Raw genomic sequence first — 20,106 nt, 5'->3', positions numbered from 1 at the left:
TTAATAACGGTTTAAGTTGAGTTCCATATGCGGCAGAACTACAACGTGTAAATTGAATCGCGGGCGATAGCACCAATCATTGCGTGTGCTGATGCGTTTGGAGGTCTTCCTGAAAGCACAAACGCCACTTCCGAAAAGACGAATATTCGATATCAACACGCGATGCGTGTGGTCACGCACAGACAGAAATCAATTGTCGGCAAACGCCGGCAAACGATCGCGACTGACCGTCGTGTCGATGAACCTGGCGCGCGTACCGATCCGCCGGTTATGGGGATGAGGCAGTTCAAGACATCGCCTGGAATTGCAGGTGATCGCCGGCGATGACTCTTCGAGGCCTTCGGGAAGCCGCAACTGCTCGGGCGGCTGCGGCGCAGGCAGAGACACCCGCGATCTCGCATACGATGCGAGATCCGCGGTCGGCGCGCGCGGCGTGGCCGCCGGCGTAACCGTGAGATCAGCACCAACGAAGGAGAAGGCATAGTTCGATGACGCCGCGAGCGTACCCTGCGTGATGCCGTAGACACCGGCCGCGCTGGAAATGGTCGCCGATGTCGCGAGCGCGCCGGAGAGCGTATCGCCGTTGACGAGGCCTGCCCCACCGATCCGATAGGTCAGCGCCGGATTGGCATCGCCAAAGGTGCGGCTCTTGGCGTCGGCGGTCACGGTGATGGCGCGCGGCGTCACCGTGAGGTTGGCGCCGATGAAAGAGGATATCGCATAGTTCGGTGAGCCCAGCGTGCCCTGCGTGATGCCGTAGACGCCGACATTGCTGACCGCCGTCGCCGGTGTCGCCAGCGTGCCCGACAGCGTATCGCCGTTGACGAGGCCGGCTCCGCCGACCCGCCAGGTCAGCGCAGGGTTGGCATCGCCATAGGCGCGGCTCCGGTTGTCGGCCGTCACCGTGATCGAACGCGGCGTAATGGTCAGCGTGCCCGGTGTATCGATGAAGCGATAGGCCTGCCCGGAAACGCTGACGGCGCTGCCGCCGGTGGCAGTGATGGCGTAGACACCGACACCCGACGTCGACGTCGCCGCCGTCGATACCGAGAGTCCGTTGATGACTCCGGCCGTATTGCCGTCATGCAGCCCGTATACCGAATAGGTGAACGCCGGATTGGCATCGCCATAGATCCGCGACGCGTTGACCGGATTGACCCGCAGCACGAAATTGACGCCGTAGAGCTGCGGGTAATAGCCGATGCTCGGCGCCGACCAGACGGTGGAAAAATCCCAGCCCGCGTAAGTCGACGCGAAGTTCGCCGGATTTTGCATCTGGCCGGTGGTGAGGCCGGTGATGCCGGCGCTGGCGCCGCTGCCAACCGCGTTCGTCTTTCCGGACGTATCGGTGTCCCAGTAGGTCGACGTGATCGCGCCGGTGCCGGTGCCGGTGACCGATCCAACCAGGCCGCCGGCCATCGCGGTGCCGGATGCCGAGACGGCGCTCGCCGCTCCGGTCGCGTATGTCTGCGTGACCGTGCCGCTGCTGGTGTGGCTGCCGATCAGTCCGCCCGCCATCGTTGACCCGGCAATGGAGGTGGCACCGGCCGCACCGGTCGCGTAGGACTGTGTGACAGCGGCCGCGCCGACGCTTCTGCCGATCAATCCCCCTGCCATGGCTGAACCGGCAGCGGAGGTAGCGCTGGCTGCACCGGTCGCATAGGATTGTGCGAGCGTAGCCGTGCTGCCATTGCTGCCAAGCAGCCCGCCCGCAGCCGTGGCGATGGCCGCCGCAGACGTCGACGAAACGTCGACGCCGCCGGTCGCATGGGATCGGGTGACGGCTCCGGAGTTGCTGCCAACCAGTCCACCGCCCGACAATGTGGTGGCGGTTGACGACGTCACGCTAACAGCTCCGGTCGCGTAGGACCGGTCGACGGAAGCTCCCACCGAGTTGATGCCGAGCAATCCCCCGCCGAACGATGTGGAGGTCACGGCACCGGTCGCATAGGACCCGATGATGGCTGCACCGCTGGCGTTGTAGCCGACCAGTCCTCCGCTGAACGCCGTGGAAATCACAGCCCCGGTCGCATGGGAATCAACGATGGTCGAGACGTTGTAGCCGACCAGGCCGCCGACTCCCTGGCTGCCGCCGCTGACCGCTCCGGTGGCATAGCTCCTGAGAATGCTGCCGTTGCTCTGAGCGGTGAGGCCGCCGGCGCGCGTACCCCCGCTGCCGGCCGTGACGTCGCCCGTCGCGTAGCTGTCCTGGATGATGCCGCCTGCGTTATTCCATCCAATGAGACCACCCATGGAGGAACTGGTCGTGGTAACTCCAGCTACCGTGACGGCCGCCCAACTGTTGGCGACCTTACCCCCACTCTCACCTGCCAGTCCGCCACCAAGGCCTGTGGCTGCAACCGTACCGGTCGCCGAGGCATTGCTGATGGTCCCGTTTGACAGGCCGACCAGGATGCCGACGCGATTCAGTCCGGTAAGATTCGCGGCCTGCAAGCTGATATTGCTCAGCGTGGCTCCGGCTGAGGCGTAACCGAACAGTCCGACATAATTGGTCGATGGCAGGTTGATCGCAAGGTTCGAGATCACGTGGTTCTGACCGTCGAAACTCCCGATGAACTGGCTGGATAAATCGCCGATCGGCGAGAAGCCGGCGGACGACCACATATCAGGATATTTGCCGCCGGAAGCAAGGCCGTTCGAGAAATCAACGTTCGATGTGAGCTTGTAGCTCGCGCTGAGGTCCATCGCCATCAACTGGAGCTGATGGGCGTTTGAAATATTGGTGGCATATTCCCACTGGCCGAATGGTCGGGTCCGGCCGTCGACCATGAACCAACCGCTAGCGCTCTTGCCGGCGGTGAAGTCGAAACCAACATAGGCGCTTTGCCTGAACGCATCGTTTGCCGCACCCGACTGCGCAGGGTCGCTCGTCACTTCCATTACGCCGCTCGACGCGGTGCCGGTGCCAATTCCGGCCGCCTGACCCGTCGTGTAGCTGTCCCAGTAGGACTGCGTGACGGTGCCGCCATTGTCGCCGATCAGCCCTCCGACACCGGAAGCGCCGTTCACCGCTCCGGTCGCGTAGGATTGCGTGACAGTGCCGCCGTTGTAGCCGACGAGCCCACCGACCTGATTGGTGCCGGTGACGGCTCCAGTGGCATAGGACTGTGAGATGGAGCCGCTGTTGCCCCCGACCAGACCGCCCACATTGCCGTCACTGGCCGTGACCGCACTGGTCGCATAGGACTGCACGACAGCACCAAGGTTGGCGCCGGCGAGCGCTCCCACCGATCCGCGACCGGTGACGGAGCCGCCGAGCAGCCCGACATTGCATACCAACGAGCCGCTATCGAGGTAGCTGAACAATCCGACAAAGTCGCTCGACGGCCGATTGATGAAGAGGCCCGCGATCGCGTGGCCCTGGCCGTCCAGCTTTCCGGCAAAACTGTTGCCGGTCCCGATCGGCTGGAACCCGGCGCCGCTATTCCAGGTGGATGTGATGCCGGCATCGACGTCGCGGCCGAGCGCAAAGGTGCCGGACAGATTGTTCTGCATGTTCTGCAGGTCGTAGACGGTGTTGACCAGCATATAGGTATTGAGCGTGGCGCCGCCGATGACGTTGCCGGCGAAGCTCGTCTGTGTCGGCGCCGTATATTTGGTGGCGTTGACGGTCGAGCTGCTGCCGATCGGACTGTAGAAGATCGACACCGTTCCCGCGGTCGACACCTGGCCGCCGCCGAACGTCACGGTGCCGGTACCCGTGGCCGCATTGTCGGCATGCAGCACGACACCGCCGCCACCGGCGCTCGCGATGTTGGCGTTGATCGCAATGTTCCGATAGGCGCTGAGCGTCAGCGTCGCATCGCTCGCCCAACTTATCCCGCTTGCCACCGTGATGTCGCCATTGCCGCCGCTGCCGGATGCGTTCGTCTCCTGGGTGACGTTGCTGCCGCCGTTCAGCGCGGTCGCGATGGTGCCGGCGAGCGTCGCATCGATCGTCAGATCCGCCGGATCGAGCAGCCAGGTGCCGCCGCGGCCGGCATTGACGCTACCGCCGGCGAAGTTGAACGCATGCCCCGAGGTCTCGATGAAGCCGCCGCGCAGCCCGGTAGCGCTGATCCTCCCGCCGAACGCGGTCGTGCCGTCCGACCACACGACGACGTTGCCGCCTGCGCCGGAGGTGCCGTCAGCCGTGATCGTCGCCCCCGCCTCGATCGTCGTGTTCTGCGCATTCGCGATGGCCTGCGGCAGGAATTTTCGCCCCGCGTCCGATCCGCCGGCGCGGTCGCCGCCGATCAAGACGGTGCCACCGGATGTACCGGCGGCGTCGATGCGTGCGGCGGAGGTCAGCGTGACGTCCTTGCCGGTCACCACCACGGTGCCGCCGGCACCGCCTTTGCCCTTCGCTTCGATCGTGCCGCCAACCAAAACCTTATTGCCGCTGACAACGACGTCGCCGCCGCTGGACGAGCGCGGCGGCGCCGTATCTGCCTGCAGACGCCGCGCCACGACCTTTTGCGTCACCTTGACCGAGCCGCCCTCGGAGGTGAGGAATATCCGCCCGCCTTTGTTCGCAACGCCGGTTGCCTTTATCGCGCCGCCGGTATTGCCGGCCAGCGCGTAGATGTTGCCGCCATTGGCGCGCAACTCGACTTCCGTGGCGCGGATCGCACCGCTGTTGCGGATCTCGCCATCCTGGGCCGCCCGCCGCACCATGACCTTGCCGTTGCCGAGCGCGCCGTCGTTCAGCAATACCTCGCTGCCGGAGGCCATCGCCGCGGTGCCGTTGCGCGCGTTCAGCGACCCTTCATTGCGGACCTGGCGCGCAACCAGAACGACATCGCCGTTCGAGGAGCCGATCTTGCCAAGGTTCACCACCGAGGCGTTGCTGTTGCCGCTGAAGGTCAGCGCGCCGCCGGCGCGGAAATCCGCATCCTTCACATCCAGCGTCGAAGCGACGAAGCTGCCGCCGGTCTTGACCACGCCGGTCGGCCCGACCACAACTCCCGACGGATTGACGAGATAGACCGAACCGGTTGCCGAGACGACACCGTTGATCGACGACGGCACATTGCCGGTCACGCGGTTGAGCGTCGCCCCGCTGCCGTTATTGAACTGGACCTGGTTGCCCTGCCCGACCGAAAAGTTCGACCAGTTGACGATGCCGGTCGCGCTCGATTGCGTGACCGTCAGGCTAGTCGGCGACGTCTTGCCGATCGCAACGCTACCACTTATCACCGTGCCGCCGCTCGGCAGCGACTGCGCCATCAACGGCTGCGCGCATCCAAGGCCGAACAACAGCGCAATGGAGCTGACGGAAGTTCGAAAATCCCGGGTGCACGATTTGATGGCTGACGAGAGACAGGACGTGGATGAGACGATCATCGAACCACCATCCGCTTAAGGCGGCACCGCAAGGCTTTCCATCTCCGCAAGTTCTTTGTCAGACGCATACGAGTTCCATGCACGGAACCGCACCGTGGCAAGCGACCATCTAAGGATGCATCAAAGAACAGACGCAATTTTTCAGAAAATTGCGAATACTGGACGGCAACGGAAAGGCGCGGGCCAGCTGGCCAAGCGCAGCAAGGTGCCGGGATGGCTAGCCGAGGGGACCGCCGTTGCGATGTGGTCTCGGCATCCGGCGTAGCCGGGACATCGTTCGCTCGATCTCCCAGAACATCCAGACGAATGCCGTACCCAAGCCAACCACGACAATCAAAAACATCAACGTCAATTGGGGCGCTGTAAGCATGTTCAACATCCCCCATCCGATGCGTACGGCGCGTCAGCGAACGATATCAATAGCCGCCTCGATACAATAACAACGAGGCCGCCCTATTCATCCGGATCAACCGCAGACCTGCACGCGCCGGATACGCCAGCCATATGGCGTCAGCACACTCCGTCGAACGATGTAGCAGCCGTCATCGCCGTAGTAGTAGGCGTCTGCATAGTCTCCGTAATACGGATAGCCGTAATCATAATAGTCGTTGTAGTAGCCGTAGCCCAGGCCAAGGCCGATGGCCGCCGCGGCAAACGGGAATCTCCGATGGTGGAAACCGTGATGGTGGAAGCCACCGTGGAAACGATTGACGGCAAGCGCGCCGCTCCTGAATCCAGCCGCGGGCAAGGCGGCCGCACGGAAACCACCGCCACCGATTGCGGCGGCCCGGAAGCCGGCACCACCCATGCCGATCGCGCCACCGCGGAAGCCGCCGCCACCCATTCCAATGCCGCCGCCCCGGAAGCCTCCGCCGCCATGGAATCCGCCGCCGCCGTGGAAGCCGCCACCCCCAAAACCGCCACGGGCGAAAGCCATGTCCGGTGCCAGCATGGCGACCGAGGCGAATGCGAACGAAGCAATCATCAGTTTGCGTAGCATAACCGTCCTCCCAGCCGCGCGTATGGACGCTCGACGCTTTCGGCGTCGGATCCCGAGAGATCCCACGGAATTCTAGGACGAGTTCTGTGACTTGGCTGAGCAGTCTTGCTCACTTCTGCGCGACCATATCGGCAGATCAGCAACCGCGGCAGATGCTCTTGATCTTGCGATCGACTTCCTTGTTCTCTTCGTTGATCGCGGCATCGCCACTCGTCTGCGGGCCGGTGACCGTCGTCCCCGATCCCGACGACCTCGCCGAACCGGTTGTTACGCCGCTGCCGGTGTTGACACCGCCGCCCGATGACTGCGCGGTGCCGGCGGTGTTAGTGCCGGGCGCTGGTGGCGATGCCCGCCTTACCGAGTTCGCTGCGCCGCTTGGATCCTCGCCGGCGTTGTTAAGGCCGCCGGGAGCGGCGGGCCCGGGAGGGACGCCGCTGGTAGCTTGCGAGCCGGCTCCGGCAGAGCCTGCGCTCGGCGAGCCAGCAGCACTGCCGCTGGTGCTGCCAGACGATGATCCACCGGATGACCCACCTGAGCTCTGAGCGAGCGAAGCGACCGGGGATATCAGAATTGCAATTGCCGCAACGGCGATGGTTGCAGACGCGAGCTTCATCGGAAATCTCCTTTTTGGAGCAACGACGGCGCCCCTGTCCTGGTTCCTGCCGGAACGAATCCGCGCCCGGATCATTCATTCACATCCGCTCGACAGTCCGGAGTGGTCAGAATTTGCGCAAATTGATTGCCTTCGACGACGACACGCTCGGCAAGCTCACTCAGCTTGGGCGCGACCGGATGGCGACATTTCAGGAATTGGCGGACGAGGCCTTTGCCGACCTGCTCAAGAAGCACGGCATTCCCGTCGACCTCAAGGATGCCCTGCGAAAGAGCGCGCGGTTTTCGAAGGACGAGGCGCCGAAGAAGACACGCGCGAGAAGCGGAAGGACGCCATCATGAACTCGGACCCGGACCCTTTCGAGCAGGGCGAGCGCGCGGCGCGCCAGAACATCCCGGCGGAAGCCAATCCGTATCGGGACGGCAGCGAGGAGCACGCCCTCTGGGCCGCCGGTCATGAAAAGGTTGCCGGCGCCCGCGAGGCCAATGAGAGTGAAGGCACCTGAGCACGCTCGAGGAATATCAGATGCGGACCGGCGTTCTCAACCGATCTTCGTCAATCCGCTTTTGAATCGCGGCCCATTGCGCTGGTAGGATTTCGCGGCACGTCCCATTGCAGTCGCCTGCTCGGGTGTCAGCGTGCGGATCGCGCGCGCGGGCGAGCCGATGATTAGCGAATATTCGGGGTATTCCTTGCCTTCGGTGATGACCGATCCCGCGCCGACAACGCTGCCGCGGCGGATCCGCGCGCCGTTCATCACGATCGATCCCATGCCAACGAGCGCGTCGTCTTCCAGCGTGCAGCCGTGCAGGATGACGTTGTGGCCGACGGTGCAGTTCCTGCCGATCGTCAGCGGAAAGCCGGGATCGGTGTGGCAAGTGCAATTGTCCTGCACGTTGGAACCTTCACCGATCTCAATCCACTCATTGTCGCCGCGCAGCACTGCGCCGAACCATACGCTGGCATTGTCCAGAAGACGCACCTTGCCGATCAGGGTGGCGGTGTCCGCAATGAAATAGTTTCCGTCCGCAGGGAGTTCAGGTCCCTGCCCGTCGAGTTCGTAGATCGCCATGACAAAAAGGCCTCCGTTGGCGGAGACCTTGGCACAGCCGCTGGCAGCGGATCAAGCGAGCAGCTTCAGGCCAACAAGCCCGTGGCGCGCAGCGTCATGATGAAGAACGTGCCGGACATCATGCTCCAGAAGCCCGAAAGTACGGTCGCCATCATCACGAATTCGAAGCGCCGGCGCTCGATCTTCGCGCCGCGCAGGGTGTTGCGCATGATGATGAACGGCGCGGCGAAAACCAGAAACGGCACGGCCGCAAATGTCTTCGGCGCGACGCCTTCGCCGAGCAGCCCGAACCCCGCCGGCCGGGCCGCCATCGCCTGATAACCGCTGGCGAGCGCGCCCGCGAACGCAAAGCCGATGCAAAGAGCGAACAGGGAATTCAACGCCTCTGGCGACATGATGCTTCCGGAAACTCGAAAAAACCGCGCGCCCTGCTTTCGCAAAATTGCCCGGCCCCCGCCATAGCATCCTTAAGGAAAGGTTAATGGCCGGCGACGAGAACCCGGTTCGCGCATGGCTGACGAGGCCCGAAAGCCGGCGAAATCATGCTGAAATCGCCGGCATCGTGGCATATTCGCCAAATGATTCGCGTGTTCCACCATCGACCAACGCTTCGTTCATGACCCTGCTTTCGACGGCCCAGCACCTTGCCCGCGACACCCGCAGGGACCCGCGCTCACACATGATCCTGATCGTGGCGGCCGTGACCATCGCCGCGGGCGCCGTTGCACTGGTTGCCTATCTGTTGTGGCCGACCTGGGTTGCGCGTCCTGCCGGCGGTCCGGATCGGCTGCCGGTCAGCGTCGGCACCACGCTCTTCAACGTGCCGACGGCCGCGATCCGCCGCAAGATCCAGCGACACTCCGGGCCGCAGGAGCGCGTCGATCTCAGTTTCGTCTTCCCCTCGCTTGAAGTGCCGGATGCGCCAAAGCACGTCAGTGCCGACACGATCGAAGACAAGGTGCAGCCGATCGACCGGATCTTCGTCTCGATATCGGCCCATCATGATGCGCTGGCACCCGACATGCGCCTGCGCACGATCTATCCGCGCTACCTCGATCAGGCGGCGACGCCGATCAATGACGGATTGACGATGCGCGCCTTTCGCGACGGCTCGCCTTACGCCAACGAGGATCTGTTCTCCGCCGCCACACCTGGCTTTAACGCGCGCTGCACGCGCGACGGCCTGACGCCGGGCATGTGCCTCAGCGAGCGCCGCGTCGACGGCGCCGACCTGACGTTCCGTTTTCCGCGGAGCTGGCTGTCACAATGGCGCGACGTCGCTGACGCGATGGACCGCCTGACGGCGCAGATGCGCGGGCCGAGGGGATAGGCGCCGACTTTGTACAAGGGTGGGCGAAGGCGCGCAGCGCCGTGCCCACCACAAGAACTCGCAATTCGAGAAAGACAATCGGTGGGCACGCTTCCGCTTTGCCCACCCTACGACGTCTGTGATGCGAGCACGAAATGCGCGGCCTCAGCCGACGTCAGCTAGGTCTTCCTCGAGGATCGCCATCTGAAACTGGAACGAGCGATCATCATCCTCGTCATCGACGAACAGCACGCCGACGAACTCCTCGCCGATATAGACTTCGGCGGAGTCGTCCTTTTTCGGCCGCGGCACGACACGGATCTTGGGATTGCCGAATACGCGCTTGAGATAAGCGTCGAGCTTCCTGACTTCCTGAACGTCCACGACGGTCTCCATCGGATTCACTGAATTTTCCGGGAGGTTTTTAGGACGAGACGACACAGACTACCAGCCGTAAGTTCACAAATAGGGCTGGGAGAAAGTGTGGAAAATCAAAGCCCGATGGCGCCGAGCATCTGATCCATCGTGCGCGACGGCTCCGCACAGCCGGCTTCGCCCACGATCTTGGCGGGAACGCCGGCCACGGTGACGTTATGCGGCACCGGCTTGACCACCACCGAACCTGCGGCAATGCGCGCGCAGTGGCCGATCTCGATATTGCCGAGAATCTTTGCCCCCGCCCCGATCAGTACGCCGCGCCTGATCTTCGGATGACGGTCTTCGTTCTCCTTGCCGGTGCCGCCGAGCGTGACGCCGTGCAGGATCGAAACGTCATCGTCGATGACAGCGGTCTCGCCGCAAACGAAACCGGTCGCATGATCGAGGAAAATGCCACGGCCGATCTTGGCGGCGGGATTGATGTCGGTCTGAAACACCGCCGAGGAGCGGCTCTGCAGGTAGTAGGCGAAATCCTTGCGGCCCTTTTGATAGAGCCAGTACGCCAGGCGATGGGTCTGCAGCGCGTGGAAACCCTTGAAGTAGAGCAAGGGATCAATGAAGCGCGAGGTTGCGGGATCGCGGTCGTAGACCGCAACGAGATCGGCGCGGAACGCGTTGCCGAGATCGGGCTCGTCGCGCAGCGCCTCGTCATAGGTCTGGCGGATCAGATCGCCCGACAGCGCCGAATGATCGAGCCGCTCGGCGAGACGATGCACCACCGAATCTTCGAGGCGGTCGTGGTGCAGCACGGTCGAATAGATGAAGGAGGCAAGCTCGGGCTCGCGGCGGACGATATCCTCCGCCTCGCCCCGGATTCGGTCCCAGATCGGATCGAGTGCGGCGAGCTTCGACGCTTGCGGATTGACCTGATGCACTGCCATGATGGCTCTCGCAAATTCGCTAGGGTCTGCCGATATGATAGCACGGCGGGCGGGCTTCTGTCCCGGGCAGGCCCCGGCAAAGTAAACCGTTGCGGAACGCCGTTCGGGGTCAGTTCAAGGTGGTCAGTCAATTCCGGAATTCAAGCCGGATCATGTCCGACTATTGATCAATTTCGGCCGGCCGGCCATTCCCGGATGCTGGGACCTAATGGGGGAAAGTCAGATCAGCACGCAGATATTGCAGGCGCGGACCGCCGCGGCTTCGCGGTCGGCCTGGATCGCGGCCATTGCCATCCCATTGATGTTGCTGGCGCCCGCGCTGTGGAATGGCTACCCACTGCTCCAGTGGGATACCGGCGGCTACCTCGCGCGCTGGTATGAGAGCTATCTGGTGCCGAGCCGCTCGACGACGTTCGGGCTCTACCTTCATTTCGGCGAGGATTCGAGCTTCTGGATCAATCTCGGGATCCAGGCGCTGGCGACGCTGTGGATTCTGCAGCTCTTGCTGCGCGTGCTCGGCATGCCGCAGCCGTTGCGGCTGCTTGCCATGAGCATCGCGCTGGCCTTGACCACCTCGCTGCCCTGGCTGACCAGCACGCTCTTCACCGACATTTTTGCCGGCCTTGCCGTGCTGGCGCTCTACATTCTGGTCGCGCAGGGCAAGCGAATCTCGATCCCGGAAAAATGCCTGTTGTTCGGCCTCACGGCTTTCAGCGCCGCATCGCATAGCGCGACGCTCGGCGTGCTGCTCGGGCTGTGCTGCATGGGATGGATCGCGCGCCCTTTTCTGCGCGGGCAGATTTCCGTTTCCGGCTTAATGCAGGGCAGCCTCACCGTCGTCGCGGGGGCCGTGCTGTTGCTGTCGACCAATTTCGCGCTGTCCGGAAAGCTGGCATGGACGCCCGGCGGCTACGGCGTCGCTTTCGGCCGGATGCTGCAGGATGGCATCGTCGCGCAATATTTGCGCGATCACTGTCCGACACAGCATTTCAAACTCTGCCCCTATCGCGACCAGCTTCCCGCCACGGCCGATCAGTTCCTGTGGGGCAACAGCATGTTCAACACGCTCGGCCGCTTTCAAGGCATGAGCGACGAGATGAGCCAGATCGTCCTGCATTCACTGGCTGAATATCCGGCCTGGCAGGCCAAGGCGGCGCTGACGGGTACGGCGCAGCAACTGGTGCAGGTCGGCACCGGCGAAGGTGTCGGCGTCTGGCTCGGCCATACCTACGGCATCATCGAGCGTTTTCTGCCAGCGCAGGTTAACCCGATGCGCGCGGCGCAGCAGCAGCGCTGGCGTTTCGACTTCACCGCGATCAACGCGGTTCACATTCCCGTCGCGCTGGCATCATTGCTCCTGGTCGCTGTTCTGTTCGGCCATGGTATGCTGCGCCGGCCGTTCGACGAGCTCACGCTGCTCGCCGGCACGATCACATCAGCCGTGCTCGGCAACGCGTTCATCTGTGCCGTGATATCCGGCCCGCACGACCGCTATGGCGCACGGATGGCCTGGCTGACGACCACGGTCGTGCTGATCGCGGCCGTCAGGCTCGTCACCGGCGAGGCGGCATCGCGCGACCGTTCATTGCCGACGCGACAGGAAGTCGATGACGCCGGCTTTATAGACCTTGTCCCCGACCGCGCGCATGTGATCGCGGTTCGGAATGTCGAGCACCTTGGCGCCCGGAATGATTTCCCCGAGCGCCGCGGCTGAGCCTGCGATCTCATCCTTGGTGCCGACGGCGATCAGCACCGGCACATTGATCCCGGCGGCCTCTTCCGCCGTCATCAGCCGCCGCGAGCCGCGCAGGCAGGCAGCCAGCGCGCGGCGGTCAGAGCGGGTCTGGTCGGCGAAGGCGCGAAAGGTCCGCCCCACCGGATCGGTGACATCTTCGAGCGACGGCGCCTCCAGCGCGAGCGCCACGCTCTCGCCGGGACCGCCACCCTCGATCAGCCCGATCCCGATTCCGCCGAAGATCGCCGAGCGCAGCCGCTTCGGCTGTTCGCGCGCCAGTATCGCCGTCATCCGCGAGCCCAGCGAATAGCCCATGACATCGGCGCGCTCGATGCCGAGATGATCGAGCAGCGCGATGACGTCACCCGCCATGATCGCGATTTCATAGTCGGCGCTGTCGTACAGCTTTTCGGAATCGCCGTGGCCGCGATTGTCGAGGGCGATGACACGGCGGCCGTCCTTCCTCAGATCGGAGACCCAGGTCGGATAGACCCAGTTCACGTTCTTACTGGAGGCAAAGCCGTGCACCAGAACGATCGGATCACCTTCCCCCTCATCGAGATAGGCAATTTCGACAGCGCCGTTGTGAAAGCTCGGCATCATCAGTTCCATTTTTTGGGGGATCGAAAGAAGCAGGCTTGCGATGCTGCAAGTTTAGCCCTGCGGGACGGCACCCGCCAGAGCCGGACCGGACGGCATGCTCGCGGCCGCCGCCTGCCTTCGTAAGCGCCGCGCCTTGCTTCGACGCAGCCAGGCTTCGGTAGCCCGTTCGGTCATCGCCTTGATCGATGACAGGAAACCGAACAGCGCCAGCAGCGCGCCAAAAATCCACATCGTCAGGTTAAATGTGCCGGCGGCCAGCAGCAGCGCGCCGCGGCCGAGCACCTTCAGAATCGCACGGGTCTGGCCACCCTTGGATTCGGCAAGCCGGGCGGCGCGGGCAACATCCTTGGGCCCTTGCGCGATCCGCAGCGTGTCGAGTGCGCCGCGCGTGCCGGCCCTCTCGCCGACGCGGCCGACGTCCTTCGCCAGCCGCACCAGTCCGCCAGCCTTCTCGGCACGGAACGCCGCCTTGATCGCACTGGCGGTCTCGCCGGGCCGCAATACCGAGCCCTTCGCGACAGCCTGCTGCAACATCGGCGCGTCGACCACCTCGCGCGCGGAACGCCCGGCCCACCGCGTCAATCCCTCGCCGAGCCGCCCGACCTTGCGGGCATCCTTGACCATCGAGAGGCCGGCGCGAACCGGACCGAGGCCGCCGACGGAAACGTAGGTCGCGGCGGTGACCGCGAGCCCGACGGTTGCCAGGCCGAGCACCAGGCGGTCCGCCTCTTCGCCGGTCGCCAGGTGCTTGCCCTCGCGCACGACGTCCCTGATGTCACCGAACACGAAGAGATCGCCGGCGACGGTGCCCGACAGGCTCGCGACATCTTCGGCATTGCCGGTGACGAGACCCGTCGCAAAGCGCTTGGCAAAATGCGACGCCGAACCGGCGTCAGTAACGGCGTCGCTGACGCGCTTCGACAATTCGTCGCTGACCGCAATGCCCTTGTCGCGGGCGAGCTCGACGAAGCTGCTGGCGAGATCGGAATCGCCTTCTGCGAGCGCCGCCTCGATATGTTCGGCGACCAGTGCCTGATTGGCCCGCAAGGCGGAATTGATGTGGATATCGGACAGCGCCGCGGGGTCGTCCTGCGCCGCCAGGATGGCGCCGGCCTCGCGGGCATGCGGCCACAGCGCTGCGCACACCGCAACACTGAGCGCCATCCCCGCCAAAGCCAAACCGAGCCGCAACCGCCTCATCCAAAAAAGCCCAATGTTTTCGTCAATCTCAAGATGGTGTGCCGTTTTTAAGACACAACTGCCCCGACGAAAGAAGGGCTTTTCTCCGACGACAAGATTGTGTCGAATTTGCATGAGCGAATGTGCGGTGGGGACCTCCAGGAATCGCTGGCCAACGGCTCTAGGAATCATCGGCACCCCCCACTATGGTGCGCGGCGTTTCGGGTTTGCCGCATCGTGTTGATTGCGTCCGCCTACCGTTGCTATCCAAGGTGAAACTGATGTCCGACCATGTCGTCCCGCATTTCCACAACGACGCCGGCGTCTCGGTAATCGAGATCGGCTCGCAGGAATTCATGTGCGTGGGCGCCAACCCGCCGTTCGACCATCCGCACGTGTTCCTGGACCTCGGCAACGACAACGAAATCATCTGCCCGTACTGCTCGACGCTGTACCGCTTTGCCGCCGACCTCGGCGCGGGTGAGGCCCGCCCGCCGGAATGCGTGCTGAAGGACAAGGTCGCCTGACCTTTCGGTGGCTGCCGCGCGCACCATCATCGTTGCTGGTGCCGGGATCGGGGGACTGACGGCAGCGCTGTCGCTCGCGGCGAAGGGCTTTCGCGTCATCATCCTGGAGAAGACCGAACGGCTGGAGGAAGCCGGCGCCGGCCTGCAGCTTTCGCCCAATGCCAGCCGAATCCTGGTTGACCTCGGCCTGCGGGCGCGGCTCACCTCGCGCGCCGTGACCCCGGAGGCCATCGCCATCATGAGCGCGCGGGCGGGCGGCGAGATCGCTCGCGTGCCGCTCGGCGAGGCTGCCGGCCAGCGCGCCGGTGCGCCCTATTGGGTTATGCACCGCGCCGACCTGCAGGCTGCGCTCGCGGCGGCAGTGAGCGAGCACCCCGACATCGACCTGCGGCTCGGCTGCCAGTTCGAGGACGTGACCTCGCATGCCAGGGGACTGACGGTCGTGCAGCGCCGCGGCGACACGCGGCAGCAGGAGCTGGCGGCGGCGCTGGTCGGCGCCGACGGCATCTGGTCGGCGGTGCGGAACCATCTGTTCCCGCAGACACAGCCGCAATTTTCGGGCCTGATCGCCTGGCGCGGTACCCTCGATGCGACGACGCTTCCGCGCGAATATACCGCGCCCCGGGTCCAGCTCTGGATGGGCCCGGATGCGCATCTGGTCGCCTACCCGATCTCGGCGGCGCGGCAGATCAACGTGGTCGCGATCGTGCCGGGAACCTGGAACCGGCCGGGCTGGAGCGCCCCTGGCGACGTCAACGAACTCAAGGGCGCGTTCGCCTCAAAGGGCTGGCCTGCGACGGCGCGCATGCTGCTGGGTGCCGTCGACGGCTGGCGGCGATGGGCGCTGTTCACGCTGCCCGACCTCGGCCAATGGACGGAAGGCGCCGTGGCACTGCTCGGCGACGCCGCCCACGCGATGTTGCCGTTCGCCGCCCAGGGCGCCGGCATGGCGATCGAGGACGCCGCCGTGCTCGCGAAATGCCTCGGCGAAGCCCCGAGCAACAACGCCGCCGGCATCGCGGCCGCGCTGGAGCATTATGCCCGCCTGCGGCGCGGCCGCGTGCAGCGGGTGCAGCGCACGGCACGGCAGCAGGGACATATATATCATCTGACCGGGCCGCTGGCGCTGGCGCGTGACCTCGCCATCAAGGCGATGGGGCCTACGCGCATGCTGGCGCGGCAGGACTGGATTTACGATTGGCGGGTGTGAGCGGGAATTCCAGCCCCGACGGACGAGATCGGGTCCGGCCCGAGGCCGCGCTGACCGCCCAAACCAAAATATCGAAAACAACCCCATGCACAGTAGCCGTCAAGGCCCTGCGTAGCCGGCGATCGACCGAGCATCATCTCATCGAAGTCTAGTTCGCGGCCCGTTTGGCTTTGGCCCGACCACCCTTCGCAACGGGAGCCGACTTGGCCGGGGGCGGCGCTTCCGGCTTCGATTCCACGCACCTGTTCTTCTGCCAGGCTTCATCGGCTAGCTTCGATTGTCCGCGCAGCGCAATGTATTCATTGCGGTAGGCGAGCTCCGCGACCACCGGGCCGGCGACGCCGGTTTCCGCCTTGGTCATCAGCCCCTGCAATTCCGCTGTACGGCCGGCGAGGGTCTTGCGCTCCGTTTCGAGCTGCTGGCAATTGTAGAGATCGTATTTGGCGGGATCGGCGAAGGCCGGCGCAATCGTATCGCTCATCCCGGCGCAGCCGGACAGGCCCGCCCCCAGCGCAACCAGCGCCAGCGCGGCAAGGCAGCCTTTGAACGACCTGTCGTGGAGCAGCGATATCGGCATCGACCCTCGCCCAAGCGGATAGTATTGAGATTGCCTAAAACAGGGCCAAAGTGTCCGCATTGAGGCTTTGCTTTGGCAAACGCCCTCGCTTAAAGCAAAGCACGCGCCTGGCTGGAGAACATGCCGATTTTACTTCTCCAATAAAGGCGCTAAGTATCTGATCTCCTGAGTAAAGCGGACGTGGCGGAACTGGTAGACGCAAGGGACTTAAAATCCCTCGATGGCAACGTCGTGTGGGTTCGAGTCCCACCGCCCGCACCAGCCCTCGCGCGCGAAGCGAGTGAAGGCTGCCGCGCCGAAGCCGACAGGCGAAGGCGGGCACGGCCGAGGTGTTCTCTCGCTCCCACGATTCACGAGATACGGGACATGGGTTTTCGTGGTTACTCCGATATGCAGCGTAGGGGTGCCGACGGTCGCGGTCACGCGACAATGCCAAAAAGTTCGCGGTCAAAATGCCGGAGCCGATCACACTTTGTTGGGTCGCGAACCTAGTGGGGAACTGGTATGTGCGCTTCCCCGCAACTAAAGGCAGAATGCCCATGGGATACGCGTCGTGCCTCGAAAATAATATCGAAAAAGTCTACGATAACATACACATGCGCGGAGGCTATCGGCCCGAACCCGAGCCGAAGCCCGTATTCGTTGCCACTTCCCCACCGTTGCAGCCTGCTCTGACCAGCGTAGTCATACCGCTACCGCCCCGGCCCGACCCAACGGCTATTGCAGAGCGAATGCGCGCGCAGCGCGAAAAGCATGTCTTGGCACTTTATGAACTGATGCCGGGTAAAAACTGGCGACATTGACCGGCCAGCAGCCCGGCCGATCTCGTCGTCCGTAGCTATCTTTCGCGCCTGTACTTCGTCGCGAGGCAGGCGACAGCGCGGGTGCGAGCCGATCAAGAAAAGCCAGTCGGGAGTTTCTAGTCCCATGGCTCATAAAAGTTCGGCTTTTCGTAGTACGAGACAAGCTCATTCACAGCCGAGTATGCGAGAGGTTCGTTCCGCTGGCGCAGATCAGAAATCATCCGCGCAACGTATTCTTCTCCCGACCACTTTCGCCACACGCGCCGAAATAGCTTTCTGAGTCCGAACGACTCAGCTGCGGTCAACGCTAGATCACCCGGCGGCCAATTCGACTGATAGAAACTGTCTACAAGGTTTCGCCTCAAGCCCTTCGCACGATCCCAATCGAAGGATAGGAGGCTGTTTGCTTCGTCACTGTATGGAGATTGCTCTGCAACCGCTTTGTAAACGTCGGGAAAGGCGCAGCGAACGATCGAACTTACCGGCAAATAACCACTCCCGAACGAAAAACTTAGCGCCTGGACGCAATGACGCACGTAGAAGCGCGGCTCACAAAGATTTTTCGCGCGATCGAGGGCGCGCCACCAGGAGCTCGTAATCTCATGCGTCCAACTGACGTTAGGCTGCCTAAGCAGTTGACCTATAACCGCGACCGTTACAACCCTTCGGGAGCGATAGAAAGCATCAGGGGCTTCCGCAAGGACAAGCCATGCGCGACCATAAAGTTCTCTGTTGCGCGCAATCTCGGCGCCGAACAAGTTTGCGTACCGCGAACTATCAGCCTCTAGCACACACGTCGCGAGGCTCGGTATCTGATCAATCTGCTTCAATTCGATAGTGTCGCCTAAGCCGCGCAGGGCTCCTACGAAAATCGTGCGGACGAGAAGCGGCGGCAGATCCGCCGGTATTGGACTGGCAGTCCAACTCCGGATTGCTGGAAGCAGCATGTCCATCGCTTCGAACGGCAGAACATCCAATTCTCTCAGAATGCGCGAGAGCACATCACTCGCGCCGTTAAGCTTGGCCGACGCAGCATGCACAAGATCGACGACTATTTTTGGTCTTTGATCGAATGCCTCTCGCAACCAATTCGGGAAATGGGCGTAGTAGGGAAGGCGCGCCAAGAACTGCACGAGAATCGCAACTCTGGTTGTCTCATCCGCCGTCTCATAATCCAGCAATTCGAGGATTCCAGAAAGAGACAGATCAAATGTCGAACTAGCAATGCGGATGCTCTCCGGCGACTGAGGCTGTAAAGCAAACGCCCATCGCCGGACCATCGGCGAATGCGTCGGAACGAAATACTTCTCTATCGCATGCGCAAGATCGCCGCTTAGCTGCGAAGCTTGAACGCCGAGAAGAAGATTGCCGACATCAGCACCGGACAAGCGAGGAAAACATTCCCCGAAAAGCTGATCGTCAACCGCTGAGGAATCGGCCATCGAACTTAGCATCCCGGCCCAATCGGGCCAGTTCACATCACTAGACCGGTTCTGAAGCCACCGCTGGAGATCCTTGGAGGGGCGAAAATCTCCCTTCGCCGGAATCCCCAAGTAGCTCCTTCCGATACTCGAATGGAGAGGAACGATTTCGCCAGCCGCAGCGTCGAACCTGTGTAAAGCAATGAGACCGTGCGAACCCTGTTCCCCGAGCCACTTGATACCGTCTATGAGGCCAGCTCGAAACGAACGTCGCGCAGGCTCCTCCGCGCTAGTCCGCCCCATCAGCTCTTCATAGCTAGCAAGCGTTTGCTCTAGCGCCTCGTATCCCCATTTCCCGACACGACGCCGCAAGTCGACGAGAACCCCTTCACCGATCTGTGCATAGGGCGAATGCGAAAGTCTCTCACAGACAAGCTGCAAGAATGATAGAGCCTGCCGCGCATCGGCAATTTGGTCTCCCGCCAACAATGCCGACTCAGCGACCGCCCCCTTGAGATGCACCTCTGACGAAGGGTCGGGGCACAGCCTCTCAACAACGTCCATTGCGCCGAGTGCCGCATTAGGCGACTCTTGCGTGCGGGCGCGAAGATCATTCAGCAGATAAAGCCATCGAATGGCCGTCGGTTCAGGGCCCAGAGCGTTGTCAAGATGCGGCCAGTCGAGAGGAATGGGAAGCGGCCGCGACGAACTAATCAGTTGAGCCAACTCCATCATCCATTCTTCGGAAACCCGACGCTGCTTTCCGGAACGAGAACTCTCAATCAGGTTTTCACGCGCGATTTTCGAGTACCGAGAATAGACAGCGGTTGGCGCAAAAAGGAGATCGAATGGCGCATTCGACAGACTGCGCGGCTGCAAGCTTAAGGTGCATGCTGCGAAACGCCTACGAAGCTGAGGCCATAAGACGCGACAAATCGACACGAGAATGTCGCTCGCATCGCCATCGCGCAACCAAACGATCGGCCTGATCCCCTCGCCAAAGTATTTTGCTACAAAGGCCTCTATCTCCACCGGGGGCGCTGGTACGTGGTTGGATGGAAGCGAGCTTGTTTCTATCTCTAGCGGATGCTGGACCAGGCTTCTGTCATCCCGGCTTGGCGGTGAAAGCGCGTTCAATATGTCGGGCAAACAGACATCGCCCGCTAGCCAGCCGGCCATCCCAACGAGCGCGGTTCGCGTCAGTACGCAACCACTTCGGGGCGCATCCTTATCCAACCATGTCTTCGCTATCGCATAGTGCGTTCCGGATGGCAGCGGATAAATTGTCAAATAAGGCTCGAAGCGCACATCGCTCTGAAGCGTGCCCGATAAATCGCTCAAACGAGCAACCAACTCATCATCGACCGCAGGCAACTTCACGCTACCCGCAAG

Annotated in this window: 16 protein-coding genes, 1 tRNA gene and 1 pseudogene; 8 read left to right on the top strand and 10 right to left on the bottom strand. The window is 62.9% G+C overall.

Annotation, left to right across the window (positions count from 1 at the left end; translation table 11 throughout):
- Positions 1-189: 189 nt before the first annotated feature.
- Both RX331_RS14780 and RX331_RS14775 read right to left on the bottom strand, forming a co-directional pair.
- Positions 190-5,346, bottom strand: coding sequence for a beta strand repeat-containing protein (locus RX331_RS14780; RefSeq protein WP_317257243.1), 5,157 nt, complete (start codon positions 5,344-5,346; stop codon positions 190-192).
- Between the two features lie 466 nt (positions 5,347-5,812).
- Positions 5,813-6,346 carry a hypothetical protein gene (locus RX331_RS14775; RefSeq protein ID WP_317257242.1) on the bottom strand — a complete coding sequence of 178 codons (534 nt, stop codon included), beginning with the start codon at positions 6,344-6,346 and terminating at the stop codon, positions 5,813-5,815.
- A 179-nt stretch (positions 6,347-6,525) separates the two neighbouring features.
- Here RX331_RS14775 and RX331_RS14770 point away from each other — a divergent pair, with 179 nt between their 5' ends.
- From RX331_RS14770 to RX331_RS14760, 3 genes are all read left to right on the top strand, one after another.
- Positions 6,526-6,888 carry a hypothetical protein gene (locus RX331_RS14770; protein WP_317257241.1) on the top strand — a complete coding sequence of 121 codons (363 nt, stop codon included), beginning with the start codon at positions 6,526-6,528 and terminating at the stop codon, positions 6,886-6,888.
- A 184-nt stretch (positions 6,889-7,072) separates the two neighbouring features.
- Entirely contained in the window at positions 7,073-7,300 is a 228-nt protein-coding gene (locus RX331_RS14765) for a hypothetical protein (protein WP_317257240.1), read from the top strand.
- Entirely contained in the window at positions 7,297-7,464 is a 168-nt protein-coding gene (locus tag RX331_RS14760) for a hypothetical protein (protein WP_317257239.1), read from the top strand. Before RX331_RS14765 ends, RX331_RS14760 begins: the two co-directional genes overlap by 4 nt.
- A gap of 36 nt (positions 7,465-7,500) precedes the next feature.
- Here the strand turns inward: RX331_RS14760 and RX331_RS14755 are convergent, their stop codons facing one another.
- Together RX331_RS14755 and RX331_RS14750 are read right to left on the bottom strand one after the other, a co-directional pair.
- Positions 7,501-8,031 carry a gamma carbonic anhydrase family protein gene (locus tag RX331_RS14755; protein WP_317257238.1) on the bottom strand — a complete coding sequence of 177 codons (531 nt, stop codon included), beginning with the start codon at positions 8,029-8,031 and terminating at the stop codon, positions 7,501-7,503.
- A 65-nt stretch (positions 8,032-8,096) separates the two neighbouring features.
- On the bottom strand, positions 8,097-8,426 hold the full coding sequence (locus tag RX331_RS14750; RefSeq protein WP_317257237.1) for a DUF6949 family protein: 330 nt from the start codon (positions 8,424-8,426) through the stop codon (positions 8,097-8,099).
- Positions 8,427-8,647: 221 nt separating this feature from the next.
- Between RX331_RS14750 and RX331_RS14745 the strand changes: the two genes are divergently transcribed.
- Positions 8,648-9,361 carry a hypothetical protein gene (locus RX331_RS14745; RefSeq protein WP_317258133.1) on the top strand — a complete coding sequence of 238 codons (714 nt, stop codon included), beginning with the start codon at positions 8,648-8,650 and terminating at the stop codon, positions 9,359-9,361.
- A gap of 144 nt (positions 9,362-9,505) precedes the next feature.
- Here RX331_RS14745 and RX331_RS14740 read toward each other — a convergent pair whose 3' ends face one another.
- Both RX331_RS14740 and cysE read right to left on the bottom strand, forming a co-directional pair.
- The gene (locus RX331_RS14740) at positions 9,506-9,724 is read right to left on the bottom strand and encodes a DUF3126 family protein (protein WP_317257236.1); all 219 of its coding nucleotides are present in this window, start codon (positions 9,722-9,724) and stop codon (positions 9,506-9,508) included.
- Between the two features lie 107 nt (positions 9,725-9,831).
- Positions 9,832-10,659, bottom strand: a complete 828-nt coding sequence (cysE, locus tag RX331_RS14735; RefSeq protein ID WP_317257235.1) for a serine O-acetyltransferase — start codon at positions 10,657-10,659, stop codon at positions 9,832-9,834.
- 208 nt (positions 10,660-10,867) lie between these two features.
- On the opposite strand from cysE, the pseudogene RX331_RS14730 reads away from it, so the two are divergent.
- Positions 10,868-12,223, top strand: a pseudogene (locus RX331_RS14730) (hypothetical protein); the annotation flags it as partial.
- An 18-nt stretch (positions 12,224-12,241) separates the two neighbouring features.
- Here RX331_RS14730 and RX331_RS14725 read toward each other — a convergent pair.
- Together RX331_RS14725 and RX331_RS14720 are read right to left on the bottom strand one after the other, a co-directional pair.
- Complete coding sequence (locus RX331_RS14725) at positions 12,242-12,994, bottom strand: alpha/beta hydrolase (RefSeq protein ID WP_317257234.1); 753 nt, start codon at positions 12,992-12,994, stop codon at positions 12,242-12,244.
- A 54-nt stretch (positions 12,995-13,048) separates the two neighbouring features.
- On the bottom strand, positions 13,049-14,197 hold the full coding sequence (locus RX331_RS14720) for a hypothetical protein (RefSeq protein ID WP_317257233.1): 1,149 nt from the start codon (positions 14,195-14,197) through the stop codon (positions 13,049-13,051).
- 260 nt (positions 14,198-14,457) lie between these two features.
- Between RX331_RS14720 and RX331_RS14715 the strand changes: the two genes are divergently transcribed.
- Positions 14,458-14,703: a zinc-finger domain-containing protein gene (locus RX331_RS14715; RefSeq protein ID WP_057852504.1), complete on the top strand. Its 246-nt coding sequence runs from the start codon at positions 14,458-14,460 to the stop codon at positions 14,701-14,703.
- 7 nt (positions 14,704-14,710) lie between these two features.
- Positions 14,711-15,913 (top strand): FAD-dependent monooxygenase, encoded by a 1,203-nt coding sequence (locus RX331_RS14710; protein WP_317257232.1) that lies wholly within the window; start codon positions 14,711-14,713, stop codon positions 15,911-15,913.
- Positions 15,914-16,061: 148 nt separating this feature from the next.
- Here the strand turns inward: RX331_RS14710 and RX331_RS14705 are convergent, their stop codons facing one another.
- Positions 16,062-16,490, bottom strand: coding sequence for a twin-arginine translocation pathway signal (locus RX331_RS14705; RefSeq protein WP_317257231.1), 429 nt, complete (start codon positions 16,488-16,490; stop codon positions 16,062-16,064).
- 174 nt (positions 16,491-16,664) lie between these two features.
- Here RX331_RS14705 and RX331_RS14700 point away from each other — a divergent pair.
- Positions 16,665-16,751: transfer RNA gene (locus RX331_RS14700), tRNA-Leu, on the top strand.
- 658 nt (positions 16,752-17,409) lie between these two features.
- Here the strand turns inward: RX331_RS14700 and RX331_RS14695 are convergent.
- Positions 17,410-20,094, bottom strand: coding sequence for a hypothetical protein (locus tag RX331_RS14695; protein ID WP_317257230.1), 2,685 nt, complete (start codon positions 20,092-20,094; stop codon positions 17,410-17,412).
- Between the last annotated feature and the right edge of the window lie 12 nt (positions 20,095-20,106).

It is taken from the genome of Bradyrhizobium sp. BWA-3-5 (genome assembly GCF_032917985.1).
Classification (GTDB): domain Bacteria; phylum Pseudomonadota; class Alphaproteobacteria; order Rhizobiales; family Xanthobacteraceae; genus Bradyrhizobium.
Note: the sequence above shows the minus strand (reverse complement) of the source record. Positions and strands in the feature narration are given on the sequence as shown.